Raw genomic sequence first — 24,486 nt, forward strand, 5'->3', positions numbered from 1 at the left:
CGACCGGCAGCGGGCAGGCCCGCGCGCGACCAGCGTGGCGGGGACCGTCGGGCGTCACCTTGCCTGCATGCATCGCCTGGCGACAGCGCGACGGATGTTCCGCTGCTTATCGCGGAAACGAAGTGAACGACCGGTTAGGGCGATTATCGCACCGATGTGCGATTTACGCGTGAACTTGCCATGCCATCGCTGGAACGCAGCAACGCAGCGGCCGCCGGTCGCGGGCGGTGCCCGGCCGAAGCGTTTACCCTATGCCACCCGTTTGGTTTCCCCGCCCATGACCGAGTCTTCCGCCACGCCCGCCTGGGCCGGCCGCCTGCGCGACATCGCCGACTTCCCCAAGCCGGGCATCCTGTTCAAGGACATCATGCCGCTGCTGGCCAACGGCGAGGATTTCGCCGCTGCCATTGATGCGATGGTCGAACCGTGGCGCACGGCCAACCTGCAGGCGGTGATGGGCATCGAATCGCGCGGTTTCATCCTGGGTGCGGCGATGGCGCGCGTGCTGGGCGTGGGCTTCGTGCCGGTGCGCAAGCCGGGCAAGCTGCCGGGCCGCACGCTCAAGCAGGACTACACGCTGGAATACCGCACCGACAGCATCGAAGTGCATGCCGATGCGTTGCCGCCGGGCGCGCGCGTGCTGATCATCGATGACGTGCTGGCCACCGGCGGGACCCTGCTGGCGGCACTGTCGCTGGCGCGCCAGTTGCAGGTCGAGGTGCTCGGCGCCGCGGTGCTGGTGGAGCTGGCCGGCCTGGGCGGGCGCGAGCGCTGGGCGGCGGATGTGCCGCTGCTGGCCAACCTGGTGTATTGACGCCTAGGCGCGGTGGCCATGCCACCGCCCACCGTAGAGCCGACCGTTGGTCGGCTGCTGTTGATCCAGCTCCGGTAGGGCCGGCCGCTGGCCGGTGGCTCCTTGAGCGGGAGCAGCCGACCAGCGGTCGGCTCTACGGGGGCATGTGCAGCCGACCAACGGTCGGCTCTACGGGGGCGGGAGCAGCCGACCAACGGTCGGCTCTACGGTGGGGGGAGCAGCCGACCAACGGTCGGCTCTACGGGGGTATGGCCGCCCTCCCACCGCGCGTCGCTTACATCCTGCGGACGCGGAACCGACGGCCCTTGATTTTGCCCGCTTCCAGCCGCGCAATCGCCCGGCCGACATGCTCGCGTGCGATCGCCACGTACGAGCGGGTGGCATAGATGTCGATCTTGCCGATCACCTTGGCCGACAGCCCGGCGTCGCCGGTCAGTGCGCCGAGGATGTCGCCGGGGCGCAGCTTGTCGGTCTTGCCGCCGTCGATACGCAGGGTCTCCATGGCGGCCTGCGGCAGCACCGCCGGGCGGGCGGTCGCCAGGGGGGTCTTCTGCCAGTCCAGTGGCTTGCCCTGCGCCGCTTCCAGCGCGTCGGCGCGGTTGCGCTCGCGGCCGGTCACCAGGCTGATCGCAAGACCGGTCGCGCCGGCGCGACCGGTGCGGCCCACGCGGTGTTCGTAGGTCTCGATGTCGGTCGGCAGCTCGTAGTTGATCACCGCCGCCAGGTCCTGCACGTCCAGCCCGCGCGCGGCCACGTCGCTGGCCACCAGTACGTTGCAGCTGCGGTTGGCGAAGCGCACCAGAACCTCATCGCGGTCGCGCTGCTCCATTTCGCCATGCAGCGGCAGCGCGGAGAACCCGAACTGCTGCAGCGAGTTGGCCACGTCGTCCACATCGCGGCGCGTATTGCAGAACACCACGGTCGATTCCGGGTTGTACTTGAGCAGCAGCCCGGCCAGTGCCTTCTGCTTGCTGGCCAGGTCGGTCTCGCAGAACAGGTGGCGGATCGCCGGCGCGTTGTCGGCGCCTTCGACGGTCACCTCGACCGGATCGCGCAGCAGCTCGCGCGCGATCGTGCGGATCTCATCCGGGTAGGTGGCCGAAAACAGCAGCGTCTGGCGGTCCTTGCTGGTGCGCCCGGCGATCTCGCGGATGGGCTCTTCGAAGCCCATGTCGAGCATGCGGTCGGCTTCGTCCAGCACCAGCGTGGTCACCCCGCCGAGCTTGAGCACGCGCTTGCGGCCCAGCTCCTGGATGCGTCCGGGCGTGCCCACCACCACGTGCGGGTCGTGCGCTTCCAGCGAGGCCAGTTGCGGGCCCAGCGGCATGCCGCCGGTGAGCACCACCAGCTTGAGGTTGGGAATGCCGGTGGCCAGCTTGCGGATCTGCTTGCCCACCTGGTCGGCCAACTCGCGGGTGGGGCACAGCACCAGCGCCTGGGCGCGGATCACCGCCGGGTCCAGCGCCTGCAGCAGGCCCAGGCCGAAGGCGGCGGTCTTGCCGCTGCCGGTCGGGGCCTGTGCGATCAGGTCGCGGCGATCAAGGATGGCCGGCAGGCTCTGCGCCTGCACGGGGGTCATGCGGGTATAGCCCAGCGCGTCGATGCCCGCCGCCAGCGAGGCCGACAGGGGCAGTTCGGAGAATTCGTTCATGGCGCATTCTACCCGCTGCGCCGCTCGCCGGGCGGGTGCCGGCCAGGCTCAGGCCAGATCCAGCGCCCGCAGGCGGTCCATCAAGGCGCCGTGCTGGGCGTGGCTGAACTCGCCGAGGCTGGCGCTGACGTCCAGAATCAGCGTGTGAAACCATGGATTGGAATGCTCGATATCTTCCTTCCAGCACACCGCCGCATCCGCGCCGGCGACCTGGCGCACCAGTTCGAGCAGGTCGTCTTCGGCGTCATCCGCGGCCGCGTAGCGCTGCAGCAGCAGCCGGTAGGGGATACGCAGGCAGCTGCGATCGACAGGGGGCACGCGCGCAGATTTCATCGCCGTAGTGTTGCACGGCCCGGGGCTCACCCCAGCCAGGCATGCACGCCCAGGTTGATGGCCAGCCCGCCGCCGATCAGCCAGCCGAACAGCAGCAGGGCCAGCATCAGCGGCTTCAGCCCGGCCTGGCGCAGCACCGAGACGTGGGTGGTCAGTCCCAGCGCGGCCATCGCCATGGCCAGCAGCACCGTATCCACGTCGATGGCCGCGGCGACCACGGCCGAAGGCAGTACGTGCAGCGAGTTGATTCCGGCCACCGCCACGAACCCGAACGCGAACCAGGGCACCACGATCGCCGCGCGTCCGGCGCCTGGTTGCGTCGCACGGCCGCGCGCCAGCAGCAACGACAGCGCGACCAGGAACGGAGCCAGCATCATCACCCGCACCATCTTGGCGATCACCGCGGTATCGGCGGCGCCCTCGCTGACCGCGCGTCCGGCCGCGACCACCTGCGCCACCTCGTGCACGGTCGAGCCGGTGAACACGCCATAGGCCGCTTCGCCCATCGGCAGCCCGCCATGGGCCAGATTGAGCTGGTACAGCAGCGGGTACAGGAACATCCCCAGCGTGCCGAACACCACCACCGTCGCTACCGCCACGGTCACCTGGCCGGCGCGGCCGCGCACCACCGGTTCGGCGGCCATCACTGCCGCGGCGCCGCAGATCGCGCTGCCCGCGCCGATCAACAGCGCACTCTCGCGATCCATGCCGAACCAGCGGGTGCCGGCCCACCAGGCCAGCGCGAAGGTGCTGGCCAGCACCAGGGCGTCGATCAGCACACCGGCCACGCCGACCTGGCCGATGTCCTGGAAGGTCAGCCGCAGGCCATACAGCACGATCCCGGCGCGCAGCAGCCACTGTTTGCAGAAGCCCACGCCCGGCGCGGCCTGCGCGGCGATGCGCGGGTAGACGCTGTTGCCGAGCGCGATACCGAGCACGACGGCCAGGGTCAACGCGCTGATGCCGTGCGCCTGCAGCCAGGGCAGGGTGGCCAGGCCCATTGCCGTCGCGGCCACCAGCAGGGTGAGCAGCAGCCCCGGCAGGCGCCCGCGCCAGCGCTGGATAAGGGGCGGAAGCGGCAGGGCGGCGGTGGACGTGGTCACGGCAGAACTCCAATCAATGCAGATCGTCAGGATGGAATCGTCCATTGAACCTGTAAAACGGATTATTCATGTCATTTCAACCCGATAAATGGGTTAATGGCCGGATGCACATCACCCTTCGCCAATGGCAGGTTTTCGTGAGCGTCGCCGACGCCGGCACCACTGCGGCGGCAGGCGAGCAGTTGGCGCTGTCGCAGTCGGCCACCAGCGCCGCGCTCAACGAGCTGGAAACCCAGCTGCCGGCGCCGCTGTTCGACCGGATTGGGCGCCGGCTGGTGCTCAACGCACAGGGCCGCGCATTGCTGGGGCCGGCGCGTGCGCTGCTGGTGGGCGCCACCGAGCTGGAGGCGATGGCCGGCATCGGCCGCGAGGCCGGCGCCGGCGGCCCCCCGCTGCACCTTCGGATCGGCGCCAGCACCACCATCGGCAACTATCTGCTGCCGGCCCGGGTCGCCTCGCTGCTCGCCGGCAATCCACTGGCGCAGGTCGATCTGCGCATCGGCAACAGCGCCGACGTGGTCGCGGCGGTGCAGCGGCTGGAGGTGGACCTGGGTCTGATCGAAGGGCCCTGCCATGACAGCGGCCTGCAGGTGCTGCCGTGGCAGCGCGATGCCCTGGTGATCGTCGCTGCGGCAGGCGCGCCGCTGGGCCCGGCGCCGGACCTGGCCGCGCTGGCCGCGGCCCGTTGGCTGTTGCGCGAACCCGGCTCGGGCACCCGCGAGGCGGTGGAGCAGGCGCTGCTGCCGCACCTGCACCACTTCGGCCGCTCGATGCAGCTGGGCAGTACCGAGGCCATCAAGCAGGCGGCTGCGGCGGGGCTGGGCGTGGCCTGCCTGTCCAGGCATGCCGTGGCCGATCTGGTGGCACTGGGCACCCTGCGCATCCTGGATACCCCGCTGCCGCCGTTGTCGCGCCAGTTGTGGGTGGTGCGGCACCCGGGCAAGCAGGTGCCGCCGGCGTTGGGTGCGCTGCTGGGGCTGCCGCGGGACGCTTTCGCGCACGCCTGAGCGACGCCGCGCACCGCCAGCCCGTACAATGGGCGGATGCCTCTGATTACTCTGCAAAACGTCGACTTCAGCGTCGGCGGCCCCTTGTTGCTGGAAAAAGCCGAACTGTCGATCGAGCCGGGCGAGCGTATCGCCCTGATCGGCCGCAACGGCGCCGGCAAATCGACCCTGCTCAAACTGCTGTCCGGCGATCACAAGCCCGATGATGGCGAAGTCCGCGTGCAGCAGGGGGTGCGCATCACCCGCCTGGAACAGGAGGTGCCGCACGGTGCCGCCGGCAGCGTCTTCGACGTGGTCGCCGATGGGCTCGGCGAGCTGGGCCAGTGGCTGGCCGAATTCCACCACCTGAGCATGGCCGACGACTTCGACGGCGATGCCCTCTCGGCCGTGCAGGCCAAGATCGACGCCGCCAACGGCTGGGGCCTGGACCAGCGCGTCAGCGAGACCCTGACCAAGCTCGACCTGGATGGCGAGGCGGAGTTCGCGCGCCTGTCCGGCGGCATGAAGCGGCGCGTGCTGCTCGGCCGCGCGCTGGTGTCCTCGCCGGATCTGCTGCTGCTGGACGAACCGACCAACCACCTGGACATCGAAGCCATCGACTGGCTGGAAATGTTCCTCAAGAACTGGAACGGCAGCGTGGTGTTCGTCACCCATGACCGTCGTTTCCTGCGTGCCCTGGCCACCCGCATCGTCGAGATCGACCGCGGCCAGGTCACCAGCTGGCCGGGCGACTGGGCCAACTACGAACGCCGCCGCGAAGAGCGCATGAACGCGCAGGCGCAGGAAAACGCGCGCTTCGACAAACTGCTGGCCCAGGAAGAAATCTGGATCCGCCAGGGCATCAAGGCCCGGCGTACCCGCGACGAAGGCCGCGTGCGCCGCCTGAAGGCGATGCGCAACGACCGTTCGCAGCGCCGCGAACTCGGCGGCAACGTACGCATGGAAGCGGCGCAGGCGGAGAACTCCGGCAAGAAGGTCATCGACGTCAAGGACATCTCCTTCGCCTTCGGCGAGCGAATGATGGTCAAGGATTTCAGCACCGTCATCCTGCGCGGCGACCGCATCGGCCTGATCGGTCCCAACGGCAGCGGCAAGACCACGCTGCTCAAGCTGTTGCTGGGTGACCTGCAGCCGCAGAGCGGTGAAGTGCGCGCCGGCACCAACCTGCAGATTGCCTATTTCGACCAGTACCGCGCGGTGCTGCGCGAAGACTGGACCGCGATCGAGAACGTGGCCGAAGGCCGCGATTTCATCGAGTTCAACGGCAAGCGCAAGCACGTGCATGCCTACCTGCAGGACTTCCTGTTCTCGCCCGAGCGCGCGCGTGCACCGATCACCCGCCTGTCCGGCGGCGAGCGCAACCGCCTGCTGCTGGCCAAGCTGTTCGCGCAGCCGTCCAACCTGCTGGTGATGGATGAACCGACCAACGACCTGGACGTGGAAACCCTCGAGCTACTCGAAGAGCTGCTGAGCGACTACACCGGCACCTTGCTGCTGGTCAGCCATGACCGTGACTTCCTCGACAACGTGGTGACCTCCACCATGGTCATGGAAGGCGACGGCGTGGTCGGCGAGTACGTCGGCGGCTACACCGACTGGCAGCGCCACGCCGCACGCGTGGCGGCGGCGGCCGCGTCGGCACCGGTGGCGGCGCCCAGGCCCGTTGCGGCTGCAGCGGCCGCTGCGGCCCCGGCCGAGCCCAAGCGCAAGCTCAGCTACAAGGATGCGCGCGAGCTGGAACAGTTGCCGCTGAAGATCGAAACCCTGGAAAAGGACGTCGAAGGCCTCACCGCCGCGATGAACGACCCGGCGTTCTACCAGCGCAGCGCCGCCGACATGGCCGCGCACACGCAGCAGCTCGGCAAGGTGCAGGCCGAACTGGATGCCGCCTACGCACGCTGGGAAGAGCTGGACGCCTGATCCCGTGATCGGCGTAGAGCCGACCGTTGATCGGCTTGACGGTGCGGGACGTGTGGAACAGACCGCGGGTCGGCCTCCCCCGAGGAGCCGACGGTCGGTCGGCCTCACCCGTAGAGCCGACCGTTGGTCGGCTGGCGTCAGAGGTTCATGACGCCCGAACGAAAGGCAGCCGACCAACGGTCGGCTCTACCATTCAGCCCTCACCCGTGGAACCGACCGTTCGTCGGCCTCACCTGTAGAGCCGACCGTTGGTCGGCTGGCGTCAGAGGTTCATGACGCCCGAACGAAGGGCAGCCGACCAACGGTCGGCTCTACCATTCAGCCCTCACCCTTGGAACCGACCGTTGGTCGGCCTCAGCCGTAGAGCCGACCGTTGGTCGGCTGGCGTCAGAGGTTCATGACGCCCGGACGGAAGGCAGCCGACCAACGGTCGGCTCTACCATTCAGGGGGTCATGACGCCCGAACGAAGGGCAGCCGACCAACGGTCGGCTCTACCATTCAGAGGGTCATGATAGGCAGCCGACCAACGGTCGGCGCTACCGCGGTCATTTCACCCCGTGCAGGTCCCGCAACTGGCTCGGCCGCGACCCGAAATACGCGGCGAGGTCGGCAATGTCCTGATCGCTCAGGCCGGTTGCCTGCGGGGTCATCAACGCATGTTGGCGGTCGCCGGCCCGATAGGCCTGCAATGCATGCGCCAGATAGTCGCCGTATTGCCCGCCCAGTTTCGGGTAGGTCGGGTCGATCGGCTTGTTGCCGTCGGCCCCATGGCAGTCGATGCAGCTCTGCCCGGTCGCTTTGCCCTTGACCTGGGCCCGGGCCTCACCGGCGGCGATGCGACCGGCGGGCAGGCCGGCGGAGGAGCCGGACCCGTGCTCGCCACTGGCGTGGCCCGGATCGGCGGCGGAATCTGCGCTGTTTTCCACCTGCGACTGCGAACACGCAGTCATCAGCAGGGCAACGGACAGGGCGATGGCGTGACGCTTGAAGGGCGTGGCTTTCGACATGAGCGCGCTTATTTGACGGTGGACAGGTAAACAGCGAGATCGGCGATCTCCTGTTCGCTGAAACTCATGGACTGCGCCTGCATCGTGGGATGCCGGCGCTTGCCTTGGCGGTACTCGCTCAGCGCCTGGCTGAGGTACTGCTGGGTCTGCCCGCCAATCTTGGGCACCCGGTAGCTGGGGTAGGCGTTCTTGTAGCCGGTGATGCCGTGACACCCCTGGCAGGTATAGGCGAGCACGCGGCCATTGTCGAAGCTCCCGGTCAGGGGGGCGGGCGCGGCGGCGGCAGGGGCGGTGGCAGGTGCGGCAGGTGCTGCGGGTACTGCAGGAGCAGTGGCGGCCTGTGCGGCGGCCCCGAGGGGCAGGAGGACGGCCAGAAGACAAGCGGCGAGCGGCTGCGGGCGCATGATGTCCTTTCCGGTGTACGGGTCTGGTCGTTCCGGCGTGGGGTACGGAACTGGCCCGAGTATAGCCTGCGTTTTCAGCTAGCTGAAACCGGCCCGCGCAGGGAGGTTGCCGCAGGTCACCATGACCTTTGGGATATGGTGTGATCGTGACGTGGTGCATTACTTTGCTACCACACCTGCCCACGCATCCTTCAGGGACACGACGATGTCGCGAACTTCTCTCCTGCACGGCCGCACCGGAACCTGCGCCGCTGCCCTGCTTCTCTCTACCTCCCTGCTGCTGAGTGGCTGCGGCGCGGGCACCGGCACCGCCGATGCCCAGGCCGCCGAAAAGGACCCCAAGGCCCAGAAGGCGGTGGACGCGGTGCCGGTCGAGGCAGTGACCGCCAGCCGTCGCGCGGTGGCGGCCAGTTACACCGGCACTGCTGCACTGGAAGCGCGCGCCGAGTCGCAGGTGGTGGCCAAGACTTCCGGCGTGGCATTGGCGGTATTGGTGGAGGAGGGTCAGCCGGTCCGCGCCGGGCAGCCGCTGGTGCGGCTGGATCCGGATCGCGCGCGGCTGGCGGTGGCACAGAGCGAAGCGGTGATGCGCAAGCTGGAGAACAACTACCAGCGTGCGCAGAAGCTGATCGGCCAGCAGATGGTCAGCGCCGCCGACGTCGACCAGATCAAGTACGACGTGGAGAACGCCCGCGCGCAGTACCGCCTGGCCACGCTGGAGCTGTCCTACACCACGGTGGTGGCGCCGATCTCCGGCGTGATCGCTTCGCGCTCGATCAAGACCGGCAACTTCGTGCAGATCAACACGCCGATCTTCCGGATCATCGACAACTCGCGCCTGGAGGCCACCCTCAACGTGCCCGAGCGCGAACTGGCCACGCTGCGCGCCGGCCAGCCGGTGACGCTGGTGGCCGACGCGCTGCCGGGTAAATCATTCCCCGGCGTGGTCGACCGCATCTCGCCGGTGGTCGACGCCGGCAGCGGTACGTTCCGCGTGGTCAGCGGGTTCGGCGAAGATGCCCAGGGCCTGCAGCCGGGCATGTTCGGCCGCATCCGGATCGACTACGACCAGCGCGCCGACGCGCTGGTGGTGCCGCGCCTGGCGCTGCTCGACGACGGCGAGCCGGCGGTGTTCCGCGTGCGGGCCGGCAAGGTCGCACGGGTGCCGGTCACGCTGGGCTACGCCGAAGGCCCGTGGGTGGAGATCCGCGACGGCCTGGCCGAAGGCGACCAGGTCGTCACCGCCGGCAAGGTGGCCCTGCGTGATGGCACCGCGGTGCAGGTGATCGGTGCCAGGCCGACCACCACCGCCGCCGCAACGCCACCGGCGAAGAAGGCGGAGAGCCGTCAATGACCTCGGCCGGCAACGACCACGGCAACGATCCGCACCACGGCGAGCGGCCGGGGGCACACGGCGGCGGCCTGGTGGAATTCGCCACCCGCCGCCGCGTCACCATCGCCATGTGCACGGTGACGCTGATGCTGTTCGGCTTCATCGCCCTGGGCAACCTCAAGGTCAACCTGCTGCCCGACCTGAGCTATCCCACCCTGACCGTGCGCACCGAGTACACCGGTGCGGCGCCGACCGAAATCGAAACCCTGATCAGCGAACCGGTCGAAGAGGCCGTGGGCGTGGTCAAGAACCTGCGCAAGCTCAAGTCGGTCTCGCGCACCGGGCAGAGCGATGTGGTGCTGGAGTTCGCCTGGGGCACCAACATGGACCAGGCCAGCCTGGAGGTGCGCGACAAGATGGAAGCGCTGAACCTGCCGCTGGAGGCCAAGGCCCCGGTGCTGCTGCGCTTCAATCCGTCCACCGAACCGATCATGCGCCTGGTGATCTCGGCCAAGGCCGATGCAGCCTCGGCGACCGATGCGGTGCGCCAGCTCACCGAGCTGCGCCGTTACGCCGACGAGGACCTGAAGAAGAAACTGGAGCCGGTGGCCGGCGTGGCCGCGGTCAAGGTGGGCGGTGGCCTGGAGGACGAGATCCAGGTGGACATCGACCAGCAGAAGCTGGCCCAGCTCAACCTGCCGATCGACAACGTCATCAAGCGGCTCAAGGAAGAGAACATCAACATCTCCGGCGGTCGCCTGGAGGAAGGTTCGCAGCGCTTCCTGGTGCGCACCGTCAATCAGTTCGCCGACCTGGAGGACATCCGCAACCTGCTGGTGACCACCCAGGGCAGCAATGGCAGCGCTGCCGACGCAGCCATGCAGCAGATGTTCGCGATCGCCGCCTCCACCGGTTCGGACGCGGCCGTCGCGGCCGCCTCTGCGGCGCAGAGCGCCTCCAGCAGCAGTTCCTCCACCATCGCCAATGGCGTGCCGGTGCGGCTGAAGGATGTCGCCAGCGTTCGCCAGGGCTACAAGGAGCGCGAGGCGATCATCCGCCTGGGCGGCAAGGAAGCGGTCGAGCTGGCCATCTACAAGGAAGGCGACGCCAACACCGTGGCCACCGCCGAGGCGCTGCGTGCGCGCCTGGAGCAGATCAAGGGCCAGATCCCCGGCGATGCCGAACTGACCACCATCGAAGACCAGTCGCGCTTCATCGAACACGCCATCAGCGACGTCAAGAAGGACGCGGTGATCGGTGGCCTGCTGGCCATCCTGATCATCTTCCTGTTCCTGCGTGACGGCTGGAGCACCTTCGTGATCAGCCTGTCGCTGCCGGTCTCGATCATCACCACGTTCTTCTTCATGGGCCAGATGGGATTGAGCCTCAACGTCATGTCGCTGGGCGGCCTGGCGCTGGCCACCGGCCTGGTCGTGGACGACTCGATCGTGGTGTTGGAGAGCATCGCCAAGGCACGCGAACGTGGGCTGGGCATCCTGCAGGCCGCCATCGTCGGCACCCGCGAAGTGAGCATGGCCGTGGTCGCTTCCACCCTCACCACCATCGCGGTGTTCCTGCCGCTGGTGTTCGTGGACGGCATTGCCGGCCAGTTGTTCCGCGACCAGGCGCTGACCGTGGCGATCGCCATCGCGATCTCGCTGCTGGTGTCGATGACCCTGATCCCGATGCTGAGTTCGCTCAAAGGCCGCCCGCCGCTGGCCTTCCCGGAAGAGCCCGCGCAGGCCGCATGGCAGCCGCAACAGCGCTGGCTCAAGCCGGTCGCCGGCGGCCGCCGTGGCATCGGCGCGCTGGTGCGCTGGAGCTGCTTTGGCCTGGCCTGGGCGGTGGTCCGGGTCTGGCGCGGCCTGGCCGCGGTCATCGGCCCGGTCATGCGCAAGGCCAGCGACATCGCGATGAAGCCCTATGCCGGTGCCGAGCGCGGTTACCTGAAGCTGCTGCCCGGGGCCCTGCATCATCCGGGCAAGGTGCTGGGCCTGGCCGCGCTGGCCTTCGTGGCCAGCCTGGCGTTGGTGCCGATGCTCGGTGCCGACCTCATCCCGCAGCTGGCCCAGGACCGCTTCGAGATGACCGCCAAGCTGCCGGCCGGTACGCCGCTCAAGCAGACCGACGCACTGGTCCGCGAGCTGCAGTTGGCGCATGCCAAGGATGCGCAGATCGCGTCCCTGTACGGCGTCAGCGGCAGCGGTACGCGGCTGGATGCCAGCCCCACCGAAAGCGGTGAGAACATCGGCAAGCTGACCGTGGTGATGGCCGGTGGCGGCGACGCGCGCACGGAAGCGGCGATCACCGAGCGCCTGCGTGATTCGATGCGGCAGCATCCCGGCGTGCAGGTCGATTTCGCGCGGCCGGCATTGTTCAGCTTCTCCACGCCGCTGGAAGTGGAACTGCGCGGCCAGGACATGGCTACGCTGGAACGCGGCGGCCAGGCGCTGGCGGCGATGCTGCGCAACAACCCGCACTATGCCGACGTCAAGTCCACGGTCGAGGAGGGCTTCCCGGAAATCCAGATCCGTTTCGACCAGGAGCGCGCCGGCGCGCTGGGGCTGACCACGCGGCAGATCGCCGACGTGGTGGTCAAGAAGGTGCGTGGCGACGTGGCCACCCGCTACAGTTTCCGCGACCGCAAGATCGACGTGCTGGTGCGTGCCCAGGAAGGCGACCGCGCCAGCGTGGACAGCATCCGCCGCTTGATCGTCAATCCCGGCAGCAGCCGTCCGGTCACGCTGGACGCGGTGGCCGAGGTGGTCGCCACCAACGGCCCCAGCGAGATCCATCGCGCCGACCAGACGCGCGTTGCGGTGGTCTCGGCCAACCTGCGCGACATCGACCTGGGCGGTGCGGTGCGCGAAGTGCAGGAGATGGTCGCCAAGGACCCGCTGGGCGCGGGCGTGGCGATGCACATCGGCGGACAGGGCGAGGAGCTGGCCGAATCGGCGCGCTCGCTGATCTTCGCCTTCGGCCTGGCGATCTTCCTGGTCTACCTGGTGATGGCCTCGCAGTTCGAGTCCCTGCTGCATCCGTTCGTCATCCTGTTCACCATCCCGCTGGCCCTGGTGGGCGCGATCCTGGCGCTGATGCTGAGCGGCAAGCCGATCTCGGTGGTGGTGTTCATCGGCCTGATCCTGCTCGTGGGTCTGGTCACCAAGAACGCCATCATCCTGATCGACAAGGTCAACCAGCTGCGCGAAGCCGGCGTGCCCAAGCAGCAGGCGCTGGTGGAAGGCGCGCGCTCGCGCCTGCGCCCGATCATCATGACCACGCTGTGCACCCTGTTCGGGTTCCTGCCGCTGGCGGTGGCGATGGGCGAGGGCGCCGAAGTGCGCGCACCGATGGCGATCACCGTGATCGGCGGCCTGCTGGTGTCCACGCTGCTTACCCTGGTGGTCATCCCGGTGGTGTACGACCTGCTGGATCGACGCGGTGATGCCTACTACCGCGAACGTGGGCGCAAGCACGCCGGCCACGCCGAGCCCACCGCCGGCGGCGCTGCACAGGAGCCGGCATGAGCATCGCCGAGTTCTCCATCCGCCGCCCGATCACCACCATCATGTGCTTCGTGTCGTTGGTGGTGGTGGGGCTGATCGCCTCGTTCCGGCTGCCGCTGGAAGCCCTGCCGGACATCTCCGCGCCGTTCCTGTTCGTGCAGGTGCCCTACACCGGCTCCACCCCGGAAGAGGTGGAGCGCAACATCATCCGCCCCACCGAGGAGGCGCTGGCGACCATGACCGGGATCAAGCGCATGCGCTCCTCGGCCACCTCCGAAGGCGCCAGCATCTTCATCGAGTTCACCGACTGGGACCGCGACATCGCCATCGCCGCCTCCGACGCGCGCGAGCGCATCGATGCGATCCGCAGTGACCTGCCCGACGATCTGCAGCGCTACAACGTGTTCAAGTGGTCCAGCAGCGACGAGCCGGTGCTGAAGGTACGCCTGGCCAGCAGCGCCGACCTGACCGGCGCGTATGACATGCTCGACCGCGAGTTCAAGCGGCGCATCGAGCGCATTCCCGGCGTGGCCCGGGTCAACATCTCCGGCGCACCGCCCAACGAGGTGGAAATCGCGATCAGCCCCGACCGCCTGACCGCGCACAACCTGAGCATCAACGACCTCAGCGACCGCCTGCGCACGCTCAACTTTTCCATCTCCGCCGGGCAGATCGACGACAACGGCCAGCGCGTGCGCATCCAGCCGGTCGGCGAGATCACCGACCTGCAGGAGCTGCGCGACCTGGTGATCGACACCCGGGGGCTGCGCCTGGGCGATATCGCCGACATCCGCCTCAAGCCGACCCGCATGAGTTACGGCCGGCGCCTGGATGGCAATCCGGCGGTGGGCCTGGACATCTACAAGGAGCGCAGCGCCAACCTGGTGGAGGTCTCGCGCGCGGCGCTGGCCGAGGTCGAGGCGATCCGCACGCAGCCATCGATGCGCGACGTGCAGATCAAGGTGATCGACAACCAGGGCAAGACGGTCACCTCCTCGCTGCTGGAACTGGCCGAAGCCGGCGCGGTCGGCCTGCTGCTGTCGGTCACGGTGCTGTTCTTCTTCCTGCGCCACTGGCCGTCGACGCTGATGGTGACCCTGGCGATCCCGATCTGTTTCGTGATCACGCTGGGCTTCATGTATTTCGCCGGCGTCACCCTCAACATCCTGAGCATGATGGGCCTGCTGCTGGCGGTCGGCATGCTGGTGGACAACGCGGTGGTGGTGGTGGAGAGCATCTACCAGGAACGCGAGCGCATGCCCGACCAGCCGCGGCTGGCCTCGATCGTCGGCACCCGCAACGTGGCCATCGCGCTCAGCGCCGGCACCCTGTGCCACTGCATCGTGTTCGTGCCCAACCTGTTCGGCGAAACCAACAACATCAGCATCTTCATGGCGCAGATCGCGATCACCATTTCGGTCTCGCTGCTGGCGTCGTGGCTGGTCGCGGTCAGCCTGATCCCGATGCTGTCGGCCCGCATGCAGACGCCCAAGCTGGTGCATGCGGAGAGCGGGGTGATCGCACGCCTGCAGCGCCGCTACGCGCGCCTGCTGCAATGGACGCTGGAACACCGGGGCTGGAGCGTGTTCGGCATCGTGATGGTGGTGCTGGTCAGCCTGGTACCGATGAAGCTGACCAAGGTCGACATGTTCGGCGGTGAGGGTGGCAAGGACATCTTCATCGGCTACAACTGGAAGGGTGCCTACACCTACGGGCAGATGTCCGAGGAAGTCGCACGCGTCGAGCGCTACCTGGATGACAACCGCGAGAAGCTGCACATCACCCAGGTGTATTCCTGGTACAGCGAAGAGGAAGGCAGCAGCACCACCGTCACCTTCGACGCCGCGCATGCCGACAACCTGCCCGCCGTGCAGGAAGTGCTGCGCAAGGGCCTGCCGCGCTCGGCGCGCGCGGACTACATCGTCGGCAATCAGGGCGGGGATGGTGGCGGTGGCGGCACCCAGTCGGTGCAGGTGCAGCTGGTCGGGGACTCGACCAAGATGCTGCAGGAGATCGGCGAACAAGTGGTGCCCCTGCTGGCCCAGCGCAAGGAACTGCGCGATGTGCGCATCGACAATGGCGAGAAGGGCAGCGAACTGGCCATCCACGTCGACCGCGAGCGTGCCGCCGCCTTCGGCTTCAACGCCGAACAGGTCGCCAGCTTCGTCGGCCTGGCCCTGCGCGGCGCGCCGCTGCGGGAGTTCCGTCGCGGCGACAGCGAAGTGCCGGTATGGGTGCGCTTTGCCGGCGCCGACCAGAGCAGCCCGGAAGACCTGGCCAGCTTCACCGTGCGTACCGGCGACGGCCGCTCGGTCCCGCTGCTGAGCCTGGTCGACGTCTCGATCAAGCCATCGGCTACCCGGGTTGCCCGCACCAACCGCCAGACCACCCTGACCATCAAGGCCAACCTTGCCGAGAAGATCACCACCCCGGAAGCACGCAAGGCCATGGAGGACACCCTCAAGCCGATGAGCTTCCCGGCCGGTTACAGCTTCACCTTCGATGGGGGCGACTACGGCAACGACAACGAAGCCATGCAGCAGATGCTGTTCAACCTGATCATCGCGCTGGTGATGATCTACGTGGTGATGGCCGCGGTGTTCGAATCGCTGTTGTTCCCGGCCGCGATCATGAGCGGGGTGCTGTTCTCGATCTTCGGCGTGTTCTGGCTGTTCTGGCTCACCGGCACGTCGTTCGGGATCATGTCCTTCATCGGCATCCTGGTGCTGATGGGGGTGGTGGTGAACAACGGCATCGTGATGATCGAGCACATCAACAACCTGCGCCGGCGCGGGGTAGGGCGCACCCAGGCGCTGGTGGAGGGTTCGCGCGAGCGCCTGCGCCCGATCATGATGACCATGGGCACGGCGATCCTGGCCATGGTGCCGATTTCGCTCACCGACACCCAGCTGCTGGGCGACGGCCCGCCGTACTACCCGATGGCGCGTGCCATCGCCGGCGGCCTGGCGTTCTCGACGGTGGTCAGCCTGCTGTTCCTGCCGACCATCTACGCCATGCTCGATGACATGAGCACGGCGGTGTCGCGGATCATCCGCCGTGCGCGCGGGCTGCCGGCGAAGGGCGACGCGGCAACGGTCGCCTGAACGGGCCGGTGGCCGCCGGCCAACAATCCCGGCGTTCGGTAGTGCCGGCCGTCGGGCCGGGGTGGGCACTGCCAGGCGGTGTCTCCGTTCGGGTCCGTCGCGCGCATGTGGGCCCCGTCGCAGCCGGTAGGCCCCTGGCGCAAATGTCCCCCGGCCGCGTGGCGGCCTCCTCCTTTATTTTGCCCAGGAGCCTACCGGCTGCGAGGGGGCGCGGCTTGCGGTGCGCAGGTGGAAGCAAGGCTTTGCTGGCGCTGACGCTGGTCGGTGGGTTGGGCGCTGGGGCCCCATGCCCTTGGAGGCGAAATAAAGGAGGAGGGGGCGGCCGCAGGCCGACGCCGGGGGACATTCGCCGGAAAGGGCATGGGGCCCCAGCGCCCAACCCACTGACCGCGCGCGCCTGGAAGAAGTCAAAGCACGCTTCTGCTTGCCCCCGCATAGGGGCGAAGAACCTAAAAAAAAGGCCACGCATTGCGTGGCCTTTTCATACGCATAGGCGCGGGGTGATTACCCCGCCACCTTGCCCCACACCTGGAACCCGGTCAGCCACAGCCCCAGCATGCTGCCGAGGTTGGTCAGCATGAAGGTCAGCACCACGCGGGTGACCCGGTTGCGGTACCAGCCCTTCACGCTCTGCGCGTCATCGCGCAGCTTGAGGAAGTCCTCGTAGGCCGGCTTGCGCAGCCGCGTTTCCACCAGCGCGGCAAACGCGCCGGTGGGGATGCTCAGCCGGAACGGCTTGAACGGAGCCACCACGATCGCGGTCAGGATGCTCAGTGGATGGCTGCCCGCCAACAGGCAGCCCAACCCGGCCAGGCCGCCGGTGTACATCGCCCAGGTCAGCAGCAACTCGCCGCCGACACCGAGGCCACCGCGGTAGAAGCCCACGGCAATACCGGTCAGCACCACGGCCAGGATGGTCAGCGTGATCCACGGGATGTTGCGCTTCTTCGGCACCGCTTCCAGCGACTCGCGCAACGGGCCCGGCGCATCGGTATCGGTCTCCAGGTACCGCGCCAGCCCGGCCAGGTGGCCGGCGCCGACCACGGCCAGCACCTCGCGCTGGGCGGGGTCGTGCACCTCGCGCAGGCGGGTGGCCATGTAGCGGTCGCGCTCGCCGATGATCGTCTCGTACAACGCCGGGCTCTCGCTGGCGAACTCGCCGAAGCTCGCTTCCAGCATGTCGCCCTGCTTGAGTTTCTCGATCTCGTCCTCGCCCACGTCCTCGGACGCGAACAGGCCGGCGCCCAGGCCCATCACCAGCTTGATCCGGCCAAAGAAGCCCAGCTGCTGCGAGGCGCGCTTGAAGGTCAGCCCGACCTCGCGGTCGATCAGGTGGACCGGCAGGTTGTGCTGGTTGGCCAGGGTGACCGCACGCTTGAGCTCGGCACCGGGCTCGATGCCCAGCTGCTCGGCCAGCCGGCGCTGGTAGGCGGCCAGCGCCAGGTTGGCGGCGAACAGCGCCACGCGCCCCTTGCGGATCACCTCCACCAGGTCCAGCTTGGCCATGGCATCGGGGTTGGTCAGCGCCTGCAGGCGTTGCGGGTCCAGTTCAACCGCGACCGCGTCGAAGCGGCCGCTGCCGATGGCGCGTTCCACCGCCTCCACGCTGGCCTGGGAAACGTGCGCGGTGCCCAGCAGGGTGTAGCGCACGCCGTCGCGTTCGACCACGCGCACGGGCTGGCCGGCGAACAGATCGTCGCCGGTGTCATCGAGTTGGGGTTCAGTCATTTCATTCATTCGAAGGGGCGCTGTCGGCACCATCGCCGAGCGCGCGCTGCATCTGGACGGTATCCAGCCAGCGACCATGCTTGCGGCCGAGGCCGCGGAAAATGCCGACGGTATGGAAACCGAAGCGCTCGTGCAGCTTGATCGAGGCGGTGTTGGTCGGCTCGCCGATCACCGCCACCATCTGCCGGTAACCGCGTGCCACGCAAGCGTCGATCAGCCCCTGCATCAGCGCCGTGCCGACCCCGCGACCCTGGAAGCCGCCCGCCACGTAGACCGAATTCTCCACGGTCCACTGGTAGGCGATGCGCCCGCGGTAGGTATTGGCGTAGGCATAGCCGGCCACCTGTCCATCGACGTCGGCCACGAGGTAGGGAAAGCCACGGCCGACGATGTCGTGCATGCGGCGCAGCATCTCCACCGCGTCGGGCACGTCGTACTCGTAGGTGTTGACCAGGTCGGTCACCTCCACCGCGTAGATGGCGGTGATGGCATCGATATCGGTGTCACGGGCGTCGCGCAGCTGCACGGTCACGGGCGGTTCCTGGTCGGTCAGTCGATGTAGCGCTTGAGCAGGTCGCCGTACGCATCGATGCGGCGATCGCGCAGGAACGGCCAGATCCGGCGCACGTGTTCGCTGCGTTGCAGGTCGACGTCGCAGAGCAGCACGGTGGGGTCGCCACCGGCCTCGGCGATGAACTCGCCCTGCGGGCCGAGCACGTGGCTGTTGCCCCAGAACTGGATGCCCGAGGCGCCCAGCGGCGAGGCTTCATGACCGACGCGGTTGCAGCTCAGCACCGGTACGCCGTTGGCCACGGCATGGCCGCGGTGGCTCAGCACCCACGCATCGCGCTGGCGGTTCTGTTCGTCCTGCTGGTCGTCCGGGTCCCAGCCGATCGCGGTGGGGTAGAGCAGCAGCTCGGCGCCGGCCAGCGCCATCAGGCGCGCCGCTTCCGGATACCACTGGTCCCAGCACACCAGCACGCCAAGACGACCCACCGAGGTGTCGATCGGCTTGAAGCCGATGTCGCCGGGGGTGAAGTAGAACTTCTCGTAGAAGCCCGGGTCGTCCGGGATGTGCATCTTGCGGTACTTGCCGAGCAGCGTGCCGTCCTTTTCGAAGACGACCGCGGTGTTGTGGTACAGGCCGGCGGCGCGGCGTTCGAACAGCGAGCCGACGATCACCACGCCGTGCTTCTTGGCAAGCGCGCCGAGGCGCTCGGTGCTGGGGCCGGGGATCGGTTCGGCCAGGTCGAATTCGTCCACCGACTCGTGCTGGCAGAAGTACGCGCCGTTGTGCAGTTCCTGCAGCAGGATCAGCTTGGCACCCTGGGCGGCCGCTTCAGCCACGCGCGTTTCGATCACGGCCAGGTTGGCCGCGGCGTCTCCGTGGTTGCGCTCCTGGATCAGGGCGACGGAAAGGGTGTGGCGTGAGCTCATCCGAGTGCGGTCCTGCGGGGGAAAAACGCAGTTTATCGCGGATGGGTGCACGCGGCGTGCTGTGCGCTAAATGGGGAGCGCACAGCCTCGGGGCTGGCGAGGGAGCGGGCTGGGCGGCGCGGCCGGGGCCACGCCGTGAACCCACGCATTGGCCGCTCGCGGGCGCCCTCCATGGCGCCCAATGGTCGCGGCCCGGGCGGCGGTCAGGCCAGCAGGCCTTCCGGCAGCTGCATGGTGATGCAGTGCAGGCTGCCGTTCTGCCAGATCAGCGAGCGGCAGGGCACCGGCACGATCTCCCGGCCCGGGTAGGCCGCGGCCAGCACGGCCCGCGCGGCGTCGTCGGCCACGTCGCCGTACACCGGCATCAGCACTGCGCCGTTGAGGATCAGGTAGTTGGCGTAGGACGCGGCCAGGCGGCGGCCGTCGTCGATCACCGGCTGCGCCCACGGCAGCGGGAACAGGCGATACGGCGCACCGGACGCGGTGCGCAGCGCGGCCAGCTCATTGCCCATCGCCTGCAGTTCGACGAAGTGCGAGTCGCTGCTGTCATCGCAGGCCTGGTAGACGATGCTGTCGGTCGAGGCGAAGCGGGCCAGCGTATCGATGTGGGCGTCGGTGTCGTCGCCTTCGAGGTAGCCGTGGTCCAGCCACAGCACGCGGTCCTGCTGCAGCCAGTTGGCCAGATCGGCGCTCAGCGAATCGCGGCTGCGCTCCGGGTGGCGCTCATGCAGGCATTGCCAGGTGGTCAGCAGGGTGCCGGCGCCATCGGTCTCGATACCGCCGCCTTCCAGCGCGAACGGGATGCTCTGCACCTCGGCGCCGGAGGCGAACACGCCGGCCTCATGCAGTACCCCCACCAGCTTGTCGTCCAGGCTGGCGTCGAACTTGCCGCCCCAGCCGGTGAAGCGGAAGTCCAGCAGGCGGAAGCCGCCGTCGGCGCGCGTGAGCGTGATCGGGCCGGAATCGCGCAGCCAGGTGTCGTCGTACTGCGCGGTGACGAAACGGACGCGGTCCATGTCGATCCGGTTGGAGCGCAGCCGTGCATCGGCGTAGGCCTCCAGGTCATCGTCGGCGACGATGATCAGCACCGGCTGGAAGCGGGTGATGGCGGCGACCAGGGCGATGTAGGTGTCCTCGACGTCACCCAGGCGGTCGGCCCAGTCGGTGTCGGCGTGGGGCCAGGCGATCAGGATGGCGGACTGGGTTTCCCATTCGGCCGGAAAGCGGAGCGTGTCGTTCATGGTCTCGGTGCGATGGCCCGCCCTGCGCGGGCGGAGTGATGGGTCAGCGGATCGGCGGCTTGGGGCCGACCTCGTTGGCGTCGGCCTTGTTGGCCACCACGTCGATCACCTTCTGCTTTTCAAAGTAGACGGTGAACTGCGGGTAGACCCAGCGGTTGATCGTCGGCCACTGGCGCTTCTGGCCGCCGCGCGGGTCCAGGCGCTCGCTGGGGTCGCCGAACCGGGATTGCACCTCCTGCATGCTCTGGCCGCGGACGGGCAGGGCGGTGGCGGGCTTTTCCTGGCTGCGGTCGATCAGCAGCGTATCGGCGTGGGCGCTGGCGCAGGCCAGCACGGCAAGCAACGGCAGGGTGGTCAGGTAACGCGTCATCTCGATCTACTCCCCAGTGGTCAAGAAAGGTGTCACGGCAAGGAACGTGTCACGACGGACGGCCTTGCGACCGACCGTCACGACCAACCCGGCGATTACAACAAAAACGGCAATAAAAAACCGCCCGGAGGCGGCTTTTTATTCAGGATGGTCGCGACCAGAGGCCGGGACCCCCGCCGGCTCAGCGCTGGCGAGCCTTGAAACGCGGGTTCGACTTGCAGATCACGAAGATCTTGCCGCGACGACGAACGACCTTGCAATCGCGGTGACGGGACTTGGCCGACTTCAGGGAAGACAGGACTTTCATTGCATACCTCGGCGTAAACGTTGGATTCGGTTGGAGCGCGGCCGCGATATGCAGATGACAATCGGCAGGTGACGCCCGTTCAAGCCCGCAATTGTACCGGGCTTTTTTCCATCCTTTCAAGTGGTTGCACGAAAAAGGTCTCGAAGGCCCCCGGGCGGGGGCTAGAATGGGCGGTCCATTCCACAGGGAAACCCATGAACCAGCTTCCTCCCGTGCTCACCATCGACGGCCCGTCCGGGGCCGGCAAGGGTACCGTCAGCCGCATTGTCGCACGCCGCCTGGGCTGGCATTACCTGGATTCGGGCGCCCTGTATCGCGCCGTGGGCGTGGCCGCGAGCTGGGCCGATATCGACACCTCCGACGCCTCGGCACTGGTCCGCTGCACCTTCGACACCCATGTCCGCTTCGTCGAGGCGGCCGACGGGGGGCTGCGGGTGGTGGTCAATGAAACCGACGCCACCGACGAGCTGCGCCTGGAGACCACGGGCGCGCTGGCCTCGGCCATCGCGGCCATTCCGGAGGTCCGCGCCGCGCTGAAAGAGCGCCAGCGCGCATTCAGGATTCTGCCCGGCCTGGTCGCCGACGGCCGTGACATGGGCACGGTGATCTTCCCGGATGCCCCATTCAAGGTCTTCCTGACGGCGAGCGCGGAGGAGCGGGCGGGGCGCCGGCATAAGCAGTTGAAAGACAAGGGGGTTTCTGTTAACTTTGATGACCTCCTGCGCGAGATCATGGCCCGCGACGCCCGTGATGCACAGCGCACAGTGGCGCCCCTGAAGCCGGCAGACGATGCCGTCATCATCGACACCAGTGGCATCGGCATCGACCAGGTCGTTGCCAATGTGTTGGATCTGCTTCCGGTTTCGGGTGCCTGATCCGTTGTACAGGAGGACCGCCAGGGCACCGGCGGTGTCGCACATCGCAAGGCAGCACAAGCTCCGTCCCGCAATGATGCGTGGCGGTTTTCCTACTTAACACACGGCCTGCAGTACCGGGGTCGACGAACAGGCGGGCGGTAGCCATTCCCCGAAGGGAAGCCAACCGACCCATGTGTCCAACAGAGTAAATCTAATGACCGAATCATTTGCCGAACTGTTTGAAGCCAGCCAGGCCAATCTGGCCAAGCTGAAGCCGGGCGCCATCGTCAGCGGTGTTGTCGTTGAAGTCCGCGGCGACGTCGTGGTGATCAACGCCGGCCTGAAGTCTGAAGGCATCGTGCCGATCGAGCAGTTCCGTAACGACGCTGGCGAGATCGATGTCGCCGAAGGCGACGTCGTCAAGGTCGCCCTCGATTCCATCGAGAACGGCTTCGGTGAGACCGTCCTGTCGCGCGAGAAGGCCAAGCGCGCGATGGTGTGGGACGAGCTGGAAGAAGCGTTGGAAAAGAACGAAACCATCACCGGCCGCATCAGCGGCAAGGTCAAGGGTGGTTTCACCGTGGACATCAAGGATGTCCGCGCGTTCCTGCCGGGTTCCCTGGTCGATGTGCGCCCCGTGCGCGATCCGGCCTACCTGGAAGGCAAGGAGCTGGAATTCAAGCTCATCAAGCTGGACCGCAAGCGTAACAACGTCGTGGTCTCGCGCCGCGCTGTCGTCGAAAGCGAGCACTCGGAAGAGCGCGAGCAGCTGATGGACAAGCTGCAGGAAGGCGCGATCCTGAAGGGTGTCGTCAAGAACCTGACCGATTACGGCGCGTTCGTGGACCTGGGCGGTATCGACGGCCTGCTGCACATCACCGACATGGCCTGGAAGCGCGTGCGCCATCCGTCCGAAGTCGTGAACGTCGGCGACGAGCTGGACGTGCGCGTGCTGAAGTTCGACCGCGAGCGCAACCGCGTTTCGCTCGGCCTGAAGCAGCTGGGCGAGGATCCGTGGGACAACATCGCCCGTCGTTACCCGGCCAACAGCCGCGTCTTCGGCAAGGTCTCCAACGTGACCGATTACGGCGCGTTCGTCGAGATCGAGCCGGGCGTGGAAGGCCTGGTGCACGTGTCCGAAATGGATTGGACCAACAAGAACGTCAACCCGTCCAAGGTTGTGCAGGTCGGTGACGAAGTTGAAGTCATGGTCCTGGACGTCGACGAGGAGCGTCGCCGCATCTCGCTGGGCATGAAGCAGGTTGCCGCCAATCCGTGGGAAACCTTCGCTGCCATCCACAAGAAGGGTGACAAGGTGTCGGGCCAGATCAAGTCGATCACCGACTTCGGCATCTTCATCGGCCTGGACGGCGGTATCGATGGCCTGGTGCACCTGTCCGACATCAGCTGGAACACCACCGGCGAAGACGTGGTCCGCAACTTCAAGAAGGGCGACAACCTGGACGCCGTCGTCCTGGCCGTCGATCCGGAGCGCGAGCGCATCAGCCTGGGCGTCAAGCAGCTGGAGCAGGATCCGTTCGGTCAGTACATGGCTGCCAACCCGAAGGGTTCCAAGGTCGAAGGCGTGGTCAAGGAAGTGGACGCCAAGGGCGCTACCATCGAACTGGCTGACGGCATCGAAGGCTACGTGGCCGCTCGCGACGTTGCCAACGAGCGCGTGGACGACGCGACCCAGTTCCTGAAGGTCGGCGACAAGGTGGAAGCCAAGTTCGTGGGCATGGATCGCAAGGGTCGTACCCTGCAGCTGTCGATCAAGGCCAAGGACGACGCGGAAATGCGCGAAGTGCTGGAGGAATACCAGTCCTCGTCGGCCTCCAGCGGCACCACCCAGCTCGGCGCGCTGCTGCGTGCACAGCTGAACGGCAACAAGTCCGAGTAATCGGTTTGTCGCTGGCGTAGTTTCCTGGACGGCCCGGACATCAGTCCGGGCCGTTTCAGGGTCTGAGTTCCCCTCGAAGAGCCCGTAATGACCAAATCCGAGCTGATCGAAATCCTGGCGCGCCGACAGGCGCATTTGAAATCGGACGATGTCGATCTGGCGGTAAAGTCGTTGCTGGAGATGATGGGTGGGGCGCTGGCCGGCGGGGATCGCATCGAGATCCGCGGGTTCGGCAGTTTTTCGTTGCACTACCGGCCGCCACGGCTGGGGCGCAACCCCAAGACCGGGGAATCGGTCGCGTTGCCGGGCAAGCATGTCCCGCACTTCAAACCGGGCAAGGAGCTGCGCGAACGCGTCAGCGCCGTGGTGCCGCTGGAAAGCGACCCCGCGTAGAGCGGCCCGTTGGTCCGCTGCTCTTCTGGTCCACGTCTCTTTTGTCCCGCCGCTCCATATTCCGCTACTC

The 24,486-nt window shown here is 67.5% G+C and carries 20 protein-coding genes; 9 read left to right on the forward strand and 11 right to left on the reverse strand.

Features of this window, described 5'->3' with window-relative positions:
* Positions 1–277 precede the first annotated feature (277 nt).
* Positions 278–814, forward strand: a complete 537-nt coding sequence (locus M2421_RS15585) for an adenine phosphoribosyltransferase (RefSeq protein WP_259208390.1) — start codon at positions 278–280, stop codon at positions 812–814.
* A gap of 274 nt (positions 815–1,088) precedes the next feature.
* Here the strand turns inward: M2421_RS15585 and dbpA are convergent, their stop codons facing one another.
* From dbpA to M2421_RS15600, 3 genes are read right to left on the reverse strand one after another with little or no spacing between them, the layout of a single operon-like run.
* The gene (gene dbpA / locus M2421_RS15590; RefSeq protein WP_259208395.1) at positions 1,089–2,465 is read right to left on the reverse strand and encodes an ATP-dependent RNA helicase DbpA; all 1,377 of its coding nucleotides are present in this window, start codon (positions 2,463–2,465) and stop codon (positions 1,089–1,091) included.
* Between the two features lie 48 nt (positions 2,466–2,513).
* Positions 2,514–2,798 (reverse strand): hypothetical protein, encoded by a 285-nt coding sequence (locus M2421_RS15595; RefSeq protein WP_259208396.1) that lies wholly within the window; start codon positions 2,796–2,798, stop codon positions 2,514–2,516.
* Positions 2,799–2,824: 26 nt separating this feature from the next.
* Positions 2,825–3,901 (reverse strand): YeiH family protein, encoded by a 1,077-nt coding sequence (locus tag M2421_RS15600; RefSeq protein WP_259208397.1) that lies wholly within the window; start codon positions 3,899–3,901, stop codon positions 2,825–2,827.
* Positions 3,902–4,005: 104 nt separating this feature from the next.
* Here M2421_RS15600 and M2421_RS15605 point away from each other — a divergent pair, with 104 nt between their 5' ends.
* Together M2421_RS15605 and M2421_RS15610 are read left to right on the forward strand one after the other, a co-directional pair.
* Positions 4,006–4,908: a LysR family transcriptional regulator gene (locus tag M2421_RS15605; RefSeq protein ID WP_259208400.1), complete on the forward strand. Its 903-nt coding sequence runs from the start codon at positions 4,006–4,008 to the stop codon at positions 4,906–4,908.
* 36 nt (positions 4,909–4,944) lie between these two features.
* Positions 4,945–6,828 carry an ATP-binding cassette domain-containing protein gene (locus tag M2421_RS15610; RefSeq protein ID WP_259208402.1) on the forward strand — a complete coding sequence of 628 codons (1,884 nt, stop codon included), beginning with the start codon at positions 4,945–4,947 and terminating at the stop codon, positions 6,826–6,828.
* Positions 6,829–7,374: 546 nt separating this feature from the next.
* Here M2421_RS15610 and M2421_RS15615 read toward each other — a convergent pair.
* Positions 7,375–7,836, reverse strand: a complete 462-nt coding sequence (locus M2421_RS15615) for a cytochrome c (RefSeq protein WP_259208405.1) — start codon at positions 7,834–7,836, stop codon at positions 7,375–7,377.
* A gap of 8 nt (positions 7,837–7,844) precedes the next feature.
* Positions 7,845–8,240 carry a c-type cytochrome gene (locus tag M2421_RS15620; protein ID WP_259208408.1) on the reverse strand — a complete coding sequence of 132 codons (396 nt, stop codon included), beginning with the start codon at positions 8,238–8,240 and terminating at the stop codon, positions 7,845–7,847.
* Positions 8,241–8,445: 205 nt separating this feature from the next.
* On the opposite strand from M2421_RS15620, the gene M2421_RS15625 reads away from it, so the two are divergent.
* Genes M2421_RS15625 through M2421_RS15635 form a run of 3 tightly spaced genes read left to right on the forward strand, consistent with a single transcriptional unit; the run spans position 8,446 to position 16,183 of the window.
* Positions 8,446–9,594, forward strand: a complete 1,149-nt coding sequence (locus tag M2421_RS15625) for an efflux RND transporter periplasmic adaptor subunit (RefSeq protein WP_259208411.1) — start codon at positions 8,446–8,448, stop codon at positions 9,592–9,594.
* Positions 9,591–13,100, forward strand: coding sequence for an efflux RND transporter permease subunit (locus M2421_RS15630; protein ID WP_259208412.1), 3,510 nt, complete (start codon positions 9,591–9,593; stop codon positions 13,098–13,100). Before M2421_RS15625 ends, M2421_RS15630 begins: the two co-directional genes overlap by 4 nt.
* Positions 13,097–16,183 (forward strand): efflux RND transporter permease subunit, encoded by a 3,087-nt coding sequence (locus M2421_RS15635; protein WP_259208413.1) that lies wholly within the window; start codon positions 13,097–13,099, stop codon positions 16,181–16,183. The genes M2421_RS15630 and M2421_RS15635 overlap by 4 nt, the downstream gene beginning before the upstream one ends.
* Before the next feature lie 504 nt (positions 16,184–16,687).
* Here M2421_RS15635 and M2421_RS15640 read toward each other — a convergent pair.
* The 6 genes from M2421_RS15640 to ykgO form a co-directional block, all read right to left on the reverse strand.
* Positions 16,688–17,920, reverse strand: a complete 1,233-nt coding sequence (locus M2421_RS15640; protein WP_259208415.1) for a TraB/GumN family protein — start codon at positions 17,918–17,920, stop codon at positions 16,688–16,690.
* On the reverse strand, positions 17,913–18,443 hold the full coding sequence (locus tag M2421_RS15645) for a GNAT family N-acetyltransferase (RefSeq protein WP_259208419.1): 531 nt from the start codon (positions 18,441–18,443) through the stop codon (positions 17,913–17,915). The genes M2421_RS15640 and M2421_RS15645 overlap by 8 nt, the downstream gene beginning before the upstream one ends.
* Positions 18,444–18,460: 17 nt before the next feature.
* On the reverse strand, positions 18,461–19,348 hold the full coding sequence (locus tag M2421_RS15650; RefSeq protein WP_259208422.1) for a carbon-nitrogen hydrolase: 888 nt from the start codon (positions 19,346–19,348) through the stop codon (positions 18,461–18,463).
* A 203-nt stretch (positions 19,349–19,551) separates the two neighbouring features.
* Complete coding sequence (locus M2421_RS15655; RefSeq protein ID WP_259208424.1) at positions 19,552–20,589, reverse strand: agmatine deiminase family protein; 1,038 nt, start codon at positions 20,587–20,589, stop codon at positions 19,552–19,554.
* A 43-nt stretch (positions 20,590–20,632) separates the two neighbouring features.
* Positions 20,633–20,959 (reverse strand): hypothetical protein, encoded by a 327-nt coding sequence (locus M2421_RS15660; RefSeq protein WP_259208426.1) that lies wholly within the window; start codon positions 20,957–20,959, stop codon positions 20,633–20,635.
* A 181-nt stretch (positions 20,960–21,140) separates the two neighbouring features.
* Positions 21,141–21,266, reverse strand: coding sequence for a type B 50S ribosomal protein L36 (gene ykgO / locus M2421_RS15665; protein ID WP_017355593.1), 126 nt, complete (start codon positions 21,264–21,266; stop codon positions 21,141–21,143).
* Between the two features lie 194 nt (positions 21,267–21,460).
* Between ykgO and cmk the strand changes: the two genes are divergently transcribed.
* The 3 genes from cmk to M2421_RS15680 all read left to right on the forward strand — a co-directional run bounded on the left by cmk (position 21,461) and on the right by M2421_RS15680 (position 24,416).
* Positions 21,461–22,141 carry a (d)CMP kinase gene (gene cmk / locus M2421_RS15670; protein WP_259208432.1) on the forward strand — a complete coding sequence of 227 codons (681 nt, stop codon included), beginning with the start codon at positions 21,461–21,463 and terminating at the stop codon, positions 22,139–22,141.
* 196 nt (positions 22,142–22,337) lie between these two features.
* Positions 22,338–24,023, forward strand: coding sequence for a 30S ribosomal protein S1 (gene rpsA / locus M2421_RS15675; RefSeq protein ID WP_068851279.1), 1,686 nt, complete (start codon positions 22,338–22,340; stop codon positions 24,021–24,023).
* Positions 24,024–24,110: 87 nt separating this feature from the next.
* A complete protein-coding gene (locus M2421_RS15680) occupies positions 24,111–24,416 on the forward strand; it encodes an integration host factor subunit beta (protein WP_017355596.1) in 306 nt (101 codons plus the stop codon).
* The last annotated feature ends 70 nt before the right edge of the window (positions 24,417–24,486 follow it).

Origin of the sequence: Stenotrophomonas sp. BIGb0135 (assembly GCF_024810105.1) — a bacterium.
GTDB classification, from domain to species: Bacteria; Pseudomonadota; Gammaproteobacteria; order Xanthomonadales; family Xanthomonadaceae; genus Stenotrophomonas; species Stenotrophomonas maltophilia_AB.